The sequence below is a fragment of the Helicobacter canadensis MIT 98-5491 genome (assembly GCF_000162575.1).
GTDB classification, from domain to species: Bacteria; Campylobacterota; Campylobacteria; order Campylobacterales; family Helicobacteraceae; genus Helicobacter_D; species Helicobacter_D canadensis.
On sequence record NZ_CM000776.2, the window covers coordinates 1,261,583 to 1,269,106 of the forward strand.

Genomic DNA, 7,524 nt, shown 5'->3' on the forward strand with positions numbered 1-7,524 from the left:
TAAAAAAGGTCGCAAATGTATCCTATAAATTTACCCGAAGAGGAACTAAAAAACAAAGTCGCTACCGACTTTTTTAGCCCAAACCCACAGAGTCGGAGTATAAAGCTTGATAAACAAGCAAAAGAGATTCTAAAAAATCTAAATTCTACACAGATTTTAGGGCGTGTTGATTTTTGCGTGAGTTTTAATGCACAGAAAAATCTTTTTATTTAATATATTTACCAAACAAAAGGGCAAATTTGACACACACATTAAAACATTATAATAGTCTATTTACCGAGTATGAAACCACAAAAAAAGAGCTCTTTCTTCATAAGCTTAGAGGAAAAAATTTAACCTACAAACGCTACACAAAAAGCCCATTGCGTTATGGTGGAGGCAAAAGTTTAGCGGTAGGATTAATCTTGGAGCAAATTCCTAGCGACACGAAAAGACTTATTAGCCGTTCCTACAAACATATAAAAAACTATAAATAAATATAAAATATTTTTAGTTTTAGATTGACAAAAATATTTAATTTACTATAATTGCTTAAAATTTATATAAGGAAAGCTTATGGTAAATCAGCCTACAGTTACTATTTTTGCTGGTGTAAATGGTGCAGGAAAGACCACTTTATATTTTTTAGCACAAGAAAAAGGAATAAATTTAGGTTATCGTGTAAATGTAGATGAAATAGCTCAAAGCATCGGAGACCATAGAGATAGACAAACTCAAGTTCGTGCCTCAAGAATAGCTATAAAAATGCGTAAAGTTCATATGGACGATAAACTTAATTTCAATCAAGAAACTACGCTTTGCGGAAAATCTATATTAAATCTATTTGATGAATTAAAAGAGAATAATTATAAAATAAATTTACACTTTGTAGGACTTGATAGTCCGCAAACAGCAAAAGAGCGTGTAAAAATACGAGTTAGCAAAGGCGGACACGATATAGAACCGCATTTAATAGATAAAAGATACTACGAAAGTATGCAAAATCTTTTAAAAGTTATACCATTGTGTAATGAGATTTTAGTTTATGATAACACTAAGAATTATGAATTAATTGCAAAAATAACAAATGAAAAAATAGATATATTAAAAAATGTTGAATGGTTTAATAATTTAATTTCAGAAAAAATAAAATCTCAAAACTATTCTTATGATAATGAATATAATTATTCTAGTAGGATTAAATTATAATGAATAAGTTAATTCCTATAGGGCAAGCTTCACAACTACTCGGTGTTACTATCCAAACAATTCGTAACTGAGATAAACAAGGTTTATTAAAACCTGATGATATTACTAAAGGAGGACAGCGTAGATATAAATTAGAAACTCTTAAAAATATAAATAAAAATATAAAATTTAACACTGATAATTTAAAAACTATTGCTTATCCAAGAGTTAGTAGTCACGACCAAAAAGATGACCTTATAAGACAAGTTCAAGTTTTAGAACTATATTGTGCTAAGGCTGGATTTAATTATGAGGTGATTCAAGACTTAGGCAGTGGAATGAATTATTATAAAAAAGGCTTAACCAAGCTTTTAAACCTTATCTTAGAAGGACAAGTAAAAAGACTTGTTCTAACCCATAAAGATAGATTGCTTAGATTTGGAGCAGAGCTTGTCTTTGCAATCTGTGAAGCCAAAGAGGTTGAAGTGATTATTATCAATAAAGGCGATGAAAATATTAAGTTTGAAGAAGAACTTGCCAAAGATGTTTTAGAGATTATCACAGTGTTTTCTGCAAGGCTTTATGGCAGTAGAAGCAAGAAAAATAAAAAACTCTTAGATTCTATGCAAGAGGTTATTAATGACAATCTCTCATAAAATAGAGCTAATCCCAAACAACAAAGCAAAGACTTATTTTAAAAAAGCCTTTGGTTGTTCTAGGTTAGCATATAATTGGGGATTAGCTAAATGGCAGGAATACTATAAACAAGGAATCAAGAAAAGCCATTTAGATTTAAAAAAAGAATTTAATTCCATCAAAAAAGAGCAGTTTCCCTTTGTGTATGAGATTAGTAAATACGCTACCCAACAACCTTTTATTTATCTAAATCTTGCATTTCAAGCTTTCTTTAGAGATTTAAAGAAAGGAAAGCTAAGTTATCCAAGATTTAAAAAGAAAAAAGATAATCAAGACTCATTTTATTTAGGTGGTGATACAGTTAAGATTATCCAAAAAGAAAAAGCTTATTATCTTAACATTCCCAATCTAGGATATATTAAACTAAGAGAAAATTTAAAATTTAAAGGAAAAATACATTCAGTAACCATAAGCCAAAAGGCTAATAGATTCTATGCCTCTTTTAGTGTGAATATCGATGAGAATGAATTTAATGCCACACATAAACAAGCATTACAGACTAAGCAAGGCTTAGGTATCGATGTGGGATTAAAATCCTTTGTGAGTTTATCTAATGGTTTAAGCATACAAGCACCTAAGCCATTATATAAGCTTACAAGAAAGCTTAAAAGAGTTAGCAGACAACTTAGTAAAAAGCAACACCCAAAAACCAAAGGTGATGCAACTAAGAAGTCTAACAACTATATTAAGCAAAGCTTGAAGCTTAATAAACTCCACGCAAAAATTGCCAATATAAGAAGTGATTTTTTACATAAACTTACTTCAAGTCTAGTAAGACATTATGCTTACTTTGGGCTTGAGAATTTAAACATTAAAGCAATGGTAAAGAATCATAGACTAGCTAAGGCAATAAGTGATGTAAGTTTTTATGAGTTTAAAAGGCAATTACAATATAAAAGCCTTTATTATAAAAGAGAAGTCTTGGAGGTTAATCGATTCTATCCTAGCTCTAAACAATGCTCACAATGTGGAAGCATAAAAGAGAATCTCACGCTTAAGGATAGAATCTATGAGTGTGAGAATTGTGGAATGAAAATAGATAGAGATTATAATGCAAGTTTAAATCTCTACAATCACATTACACAAGAGATAGGGCAAGTTCTACCCAAATCTACGCCTGAGGACTTGACGGCTCTGCAAGTAGATTTAGCAATAAATAATATTGCAACCAGCAAGGTTGAGACAGGAATTTAACAGAAGTCTTATTGCTAGATTTTTATATCTATTTATAGGATTTTATAGGTTTAAATGAACGGAAGAGCATAAAGAGATTGAAGATATTCTAAATGAAATAGATGAAATTCAAAATCGTTTTTTGAATATTTTTCACGATGAGGCAAAATTCTATAATGATGAAGCAGACAGAATATTCAAAGAAACAATTTAAAAAATAGAGAAAAAAGAAAATAAAACATTAGAGATACAAGAACCTGAGGAATTAATAAACAATTTTTCAAAGTCCCTAGAGGATTCCCAAAAAGAATTAGAAGAAGAAATTGAAAAAATGATACAAGAAGCAAGATTTAGGTAATGGAGTAAAAATGTTTGAAGCATATCAAAAAGCAAGAATCGCTTTACTAAAAGAGATACTACCACTTTTTGGTGGTAACTTTGTTTTGAAAGGCGGAACAGCATTGAGTTTGTTCTATGGACTTGATAGGTATTCTGAGTATTTAGACTTTGATGCGAAAAGCAATAATATGAATTTCATTAAACGCCTCAAAAATCATCAAAATTTCAGAGAGTGGAATATTTCTGTGAAAAAAGATACAGCAGTTGTTTTTAGAGCAATGTTGGATTATGGTGCTTATTCTCATTTGGGTGCTTACCCTCTAAAAATAGAAGTTAGTAGTCGCAATAAATCGTTGTTGCAAAATAATCTTTTGAATTATAAAGAAATAAATGGCATCAATGTCTATAGCATTAAAGAACTTATTAATATGAAAACCACTGCCTTTTCTGGTAGAGATAAAATCAGAGATTTTTATGATTTAGGATTTTTACTAAAAGAATACCCACAACATTTTAGCAAAGACAATCTCTTGTCAATTCATCAAAAAATAACCTATGCAGGAGAAGAAGAACTAGATTTGCTTTTGTTAGAAGAAATAGAAAAACATAAACTCGTTACAAACAAAGCAATAAAGACAGATAATTACGCTAATAGAATATTAGAGCAAATCAATACTCTTATTACGCAACTTTCACTAGAATATGATAAGCAAGAATATAATCAAGACAATATAAGAATCAAGTGATGAGTAGAGAAGTGCTTTACATCTCGGGTTGGGAGGCGTTAAACATTCCTAATGAAAAAAATCAAATAGCTGATTGGCATCCTTATTTGTTGTATTACAAAAATAATCCATTGCAATTTTACTCAAGTAAAGATTCTGTCCTCAAAGAGAAAGGTATCAAAAAAAAAGATATATAGAGATTCTAAAAAAAGAATATTATGTCGCAGATTATGCAAGAGCTATCGCAGACCTTGTGTATCTTGGAAAAACACAAGGATTGAAAAATTGTGTAGATGATTTTTTGGACTCTATGGAAGCTCAAGAACTTTTTGAATACTTGAAGCTATTACCCAAAAAAGAGCATATAGAAAATTTCATCAAATACGAGCTGACCAATCTCTATTTCAAAGAAAGAAAAAATCTCACTTAGATTCTTTCGAAAACATTTCTTTTACAAGTTTCACTATTTCTTCAGGCTCTGCATTTTCTCCAGGAATAACAGAACACACCAAAATAAAAATCGATATAATATTGAGAAGTATTAAGAAAAAATTCCTTAAAATAAAATTGTCTCTGCAAAAAGGAACATAAAAAAGCAGAACAATTAATTGACCAGCAATACACGCAAAAGTAAATCTCATAATTGAAATAAAACCTCCAGACCTATCTCTTGAAAACTCACCTAAATCTACAAAATGAGAAACAATTGAAGTGATAATTAATGTAAAAATACCTCCTACAAAAATCATAAACAAAGCAGTTTTCTCTAAAAAATACACTCCATATCTATCTTGTTCTGAAAAGAACATTCTAAGTTTTTCTTTCATCTTGCTTCCTTCTATTTTTAATAAATTTCATTTTGCCTCCTTAGCCATTTTAAGCAATCTAAAGATTTTTTAGAAAGTGGATAATGAGTTTTTTTGGTTAAAGGTTTGCAATCATAAAAAAGATGCGATATAATTCTTCTAGCTTTTGTTAAGCCTATGACTCTCTAAAATGCTTAGGGATTGCCCTAAAGTCTATGAAGTTTTTAAGGTTTTATGGGTGCAATTCTATCGCAAAAATATTAATAAGAACTTATTGGAACAAGAAAAAAATTGCTTGGAAAGCTAATTGAAATAGAAGCTATAGTGAAGTGATTTGCTTTTAGTGATAGAAATCTTATTCAAATTATGCTACACTTATTCATAAAATTAATTCTTTTGTTAAAAAAATGATTAGTTACTATGACAAGCATACAATTATTAAAAGTTCTTGATGAAATCGACAAGAATCTTAGAATCTCTGTTTTGAGTGCTAAACAGCTAAGATTATTTTTTCCCAATGAAAGTAAGAGCGTTTTTTCTGTAGGATTAAACAGACAAGTCAAAAATGGCTTACTTGTCAAGCTTTGCAATGGACTATACTTCAACAAAAGAAGTCGCCATATTCCCCCAAATTTTTTGGAATATGTCGCAACTAAAATTAGAGCTAAAGAGACATTTTATCTTAGTTTAGAAAGTGTTTTGAGTGAGAATGGGCTAATTTCGCAAATTCCTAATCGCTTAACTTTCATTTCTTCTTCTAGAAGCCAAATATTCCATACTCCTTATGGGATTATTGAATTTGTAAAAACTTCAAAAAAAGAGTTTTTTGATGAAAAGAATGGAATTGTCTATAATGAAAATAGGGGAATTTTTGAGGCGAGTGTAGAGAGAGCTATTAAAGATGCCTATAAGCATAGGAGAAGTATTGATTTGCTAGAAGAATAATGGAGAAGAGATAATGAGTGATTTAGAAAATATCGCAGATTCTTATGCTTTTGAACTAGGAAACACAAAAGACGCAGTGATTAAGGAAATTTTGCATTATGATATTTTGCAATCTTTGAGTCAATCAGATATAGCCAATGATATAGTATTTCAAGGCGGAACTTCTTTGAGGCTTTGTTATGGTAATAATAGACATTCAGAAGATTTAGATTTTGCATTAAAAGATGAAAAAGTTGATTTTGATGAAGCTTTGCTTAAAGAGTTTGAAAAGATTTTTGTTAGCACAATAAGAAATAAATATAATTTAGAAGCAGAATTATCATATTCCAAAGAAAATGAAGATTTTGTAAAAAAATGGACTGCAAAAGTGTTTTTGCCAATTTCTCATAGGAAAGCAAAAATTAATATAGAAATTTGTGATGTTCCAAGCTATGATAATAAAGTGATGAATGTCATCAATCACTACTCTTTGAAAAATAATGATGATTTGATAATTAGAGTTAAAAGCTTGGAAGAAATATTAGCCGATAAAATCTTAGCTTTAGGGTGCAGAAAATATATCAAATATAGAGATATTTGGGACATTAAGTGGATTTTAGACAAAAATACTTCAATTAATCTTGAATGGATTAATAATAAAATATGCGATTATCACGCTTCTAATTTTCCTATAAAACTTGCTCAAAAATTAGAAGAACTCCAAGAAAATAAAGAAGCACACAATAATGGCTTCATTAATGAGATGAGTAGGTTTGTGAAACCTGTTTTGTTTGAAAAATACAAGAAGCTTGATTTTTTCGCAGAAACAATTGATGAAGTTTTAGAAAATGGAGAGAATGTTTTAGAATTGCTAAAAGAGCAAGAATATACAAAATATCTGCGAAAAAGTTAATAAGGTGTTTCACGATATTGCTCAATTTCACACAAAGGCTTTTTATGGCAAATCAACCTACAGCCACTATTTTAAATTGAAATAGAGGCTGTAGTGAAGTGATTTGCTTTTAGTAAAAGGGGAAAGTATCACTAAGCTTGGGCTAGGTGCGTCCTAGCCTTTAGCTAACTTCTGCTAAAATGCAGGAGTTGCAATTAAGCAAATTAATGCTATAATTACAAAGTAATACATACGATGTTTCTCCTTTCGGAGAAGCAAATTTCCCTTAGTGAAGTCGCAATTCACTAAGGAATCTAACTTCACCGCACAAATTATACTATAAAAAATATTCACTGAGAACTTATTGGAGCAAGAAAAAAAATTGCTTGGAAAGCTAATTGAAATAGAAGCTATAGTGGAATAAATTCCACTGCTACGCTAGGGAAGTCTTAAATAATGAATATAGGCGATAAAAGACAAAAAACTATCAAACAAGATATTTGTGGCAATAAGAATAAGCAACAAGAGAAAAGAAGCCATAATATATAATATTTGCAATGATTGTTCCCTTAACAGATATACAATAATCAGTTTTTAACAAATGCCATCTGCTAAATAGAATATCAAAAAGGAGTGCAATAATTGGAATAGCAAAGTAGAATATAAAATTTATCATATCTATATCAAAAGTTTCACGATAGTTTCTGCCTAAATACAAGCTTAATGGGATTTGCAATGGTAGTAAAGCCTTCAAAAGCCCAAGACTAAGAATAAAAAAACAAACAATGCCACCTGCAACAGT

9 protein-coding genes and 1 pseudogene are annotated in these 7,524 nt (G+C 29.9%); 8 read left to right on the top strand and 2 right to left on the bottom strand.

The annotated features are described in order from the left end of the window. The first annotated feature begins 15 nt into the window (after nt 1-15). The 6 genes and pseudogenes from HCAN_RS06215 to HCAN_RS06240 all read left to right on the top strand — a co-directional run bounded on the left by HCAN_RS06215 (nt 16) and on the right by HCAN_RS06240 (nt 4,121). Nucleotides 16-213, top strand: a complete 198-nt coding sequence (locus tag HCAN_RS06215; RefSeq protein WP_006656247.1) for a hypothetical protein — start codon at nt 16-18, stop codon at nt 211-213. Nucleotides 214-239: 26 nt separating this feature from the next. Then, the gene (locus HCAN_RS06220) at nt 240-476 is read left to right on the top strand and encodes a hypothetical protein (protein WP_006656248.1); all 237 of its coding nucleotides are present in this window, start codon (nt 240-242) and stop codon (nt 474-476) included. Nucleotides 477-555: 79 nt separating this feature from the next. Further along, nucleotides 556-1,188, top strand: a complete 633-nt coding sequence (locus tag HCAN_RS06225; protein WP_006656249.1) for an ATPase — start codon at nt 556-558, stop codon at nt 1,186-1,188. After that, nucleotides 1,188-1,823: pseudogene (locus HCAN_RS06230) on the top strand (IS607 family transposase). Before HCAN_RS06225 ends, HCAN_RS06230 begins: the two are co-directional and overlap by 1 nt. Next, nucleotides 1,807-3,057, top strand: coding sequence for an RNA-guided endonuclease InsQ/TnpB family protein (locus HCAN_RS06235; protein ID WP_006656251.1), 1,251 nt, complete (start codon nt 1,807-1,809; stop codon nt 3,055-3,057). The pseudogene HCAN_RS06230 and the gene HCAN_RS06235 overlap by 17 nt, the downstream one beginning before the upstream one ends. Before the next feature lie 347 nt (nt 3,058-3,404). Further along, nucleotides 3,405-4,121 carry a nucleotidyl transferase AbiEii/AbiGii toxin family protein gene (locus tag HCAN_RS06240; RefSeq protein ID WP_006656252.1) on the top strand — a complete coding sequence of 239 codons (717 nt, stop codon included), beginning with the start codon at nt 3,405-3,407 and terminating at the stop codon, nt 4,119-4,121. A gap of 401 nt (nt 4,122-4,522) precedes the next feature. On the opposite strand, the gene HCAN_RS06245 is transcribed toward HCAN_RS06240, so the two are convergent. Continuing rightward, on the bottom strand, nt 4,523-4,927 hold the full coding sequence (locus HCAN_RS06245) for a hypothetical protein (protein WP_006656256.1): 405 nt from the start codon (nt 4,925-4,927) through the stop codon (nt 4,523-4,525). Between the two features lie 399 nt (nt 4,928-5,326). Here HCAN_RS06245 and abiEi point away from each other — a divergent pair, with 399 nt between their 5' ends. Then, nucleotides 5,327-5,851 carry a type IV toxin-antitoxin system AbiEi family antitoxin gene (gene abiEi / locus HCAN_RS06250; RefSeq protein WP_006656920.1) on the top strand — a complete coding sequence of 175 codons (525 nt, stop codon included), beginning with the start codon at nt 5,327-5,329 and terminating at the stop codon, nt 5,849-5,851. A 13-nt stretch (nt 5,852-5,864) separates the two neighbouring features. Continuing rightward, entirely contained in the window at nt 5,865-6,743 is an 879-nt protein-coding gene (locus tag HCAN_RS06255; RefSeq protein WP_006656257.1) for a nucleotidyl transferase AbiEii/AbiGii toxin family protein, read from the top strand. Between the two features lie 466 nt (nt 6,744-7,209). Here HCAN_RS06255 and HCAN_RS08305 read toward each other — a convergent pair. Then, nucleotides 7,210-7,524 (bottom strand): hypothetical protein (locus HCAN_RS08305; protein WP_034556398.1); only part of this gene is annotated, 315 nt, incomplete at its 5' end.

What these genes read in the sequence shown, in the direction of transcription:
- HCAN_RS06215 (WP_006656247.1), top strand. Translation starts at nt 16, where the DNA reads ATGTATCCTATAAATTTACCCGAAGAGGAACTAAAAAACAAAGTCGCT.
- HCAN_RS06225 (WP_006656249.1), top strand. Translation starts at nt 556, where the DNA reads ATGGTAAATCAGCCTACAGTTACTATTTTTGCTGGTGTAAATGGTGCA.
- HCAN_RS06235 (WP_006656251.1), top strand. Translation starts at nt 1,807, where the DNA reads ATGACAATCTCTCATAAAATAGAGCTAATCCCAAACAACAAAGCAAAG.
- HCAN_RS06240 (WP_006656252.1), top strand. Translation starts at nt 3,405, where the DNA reads ATGTTTGAAGCATATCAAAAAGCAAGAATCGCTTTACTAAAAGAGATA.
- HCAN_RS06245 (WP_006656256.1), bottom strand. Translation starts at nt 4,927, where the DNA reads ATGAAAGAAAAACTTAGAATGTTCTTTTCAGAACAAGATAGATATGGA.
- abiEi (WP_006656920.1), top strand. Translation starts at nt 5,327, where the DNA reads ATGACAAGCATACAATTATTAAAAGTTCTTGATGAAATCGACAAGAAT.
- HCAN_RS06255 (WP_006656257.1), top strand. Translation starts at nt 5,865, where the DNA reads ATGAGTGATTTAGAAAATATCGCAGATTCTTATGCTTTTGAACTAGGA.